General features: G+C 61.2%; 1 protein-coding gene. It reads left to right on the top strand.

The features are described 5' to 3' along the window. Window positions 1–610: DUF5131 family protein (locus ACXJ7R_RS35680; RefSeq protein ID WP_457155881.1), on the top strand; the 610-nt coding region annotated here is incomplete at its 5' end. Window positions 611–632: the final 22 nt, after the last annotated feature.

The following is a 632-nucleotide window of genomic DNA, read 5'->3' as shown; positions in this document are numbered from 1 at the left end:
GGGCCTGACGCGCAAGACCGGCGGTCGCGCCAAATGGACTGGCAAGGTGGTGACCGATCCGAAATCGCTTGCGATCCCGGCTACTTGGTCAAAGCCGCGACGGGTGTTCGTCAACTCGATGTCCGACCTCTTTCATGTCGACGTACCGGCGGACTTCATACGCCAGGTCTGGACCGTTATGGAAGGAACGCCGCGGCACACATACCAGATCCTGACCAAGCGGCCGGAGGTTATGGCGAGCGTCCTGACGCGGGGAGACTTCCCGGTGCTTTCGAACGTTTGGCTTGGAACTAGTGTCGAGGACAGTCGCGTGCTCGATCGTCTCGACGATTTGCGCCGCGTGCCAGCGGCAATCCGCTTTGTCTCGCTCGAGCCGCTTATCAGTTCCGTCGCTGGCGCCAACCTGACCGATATCGATTGGGCGATAGTCGGTGGCGAATCGGGACCAGGCGCCCGCGAAATGGATCCGCGCTGGGTCGACGAGATTGAGACCATGTGCCGGCGCAGCGGAACGGCGTTCTTCTTCAAGCAATGGGGTGGTCGCAACAAGAAGGCGACAGGTCGAACGCTGAATGGCCGCACCTACGATGAGATGCCGGCGGCGATCTAGAATAACTGGCCCTGGCCGTTGT

Source organism: Mesorhizobium sp. P5_C1, assembly GCF_054049815.1.
This window is presented reverse-complemented; position numbering and strand designations above follow the sequence as displayed.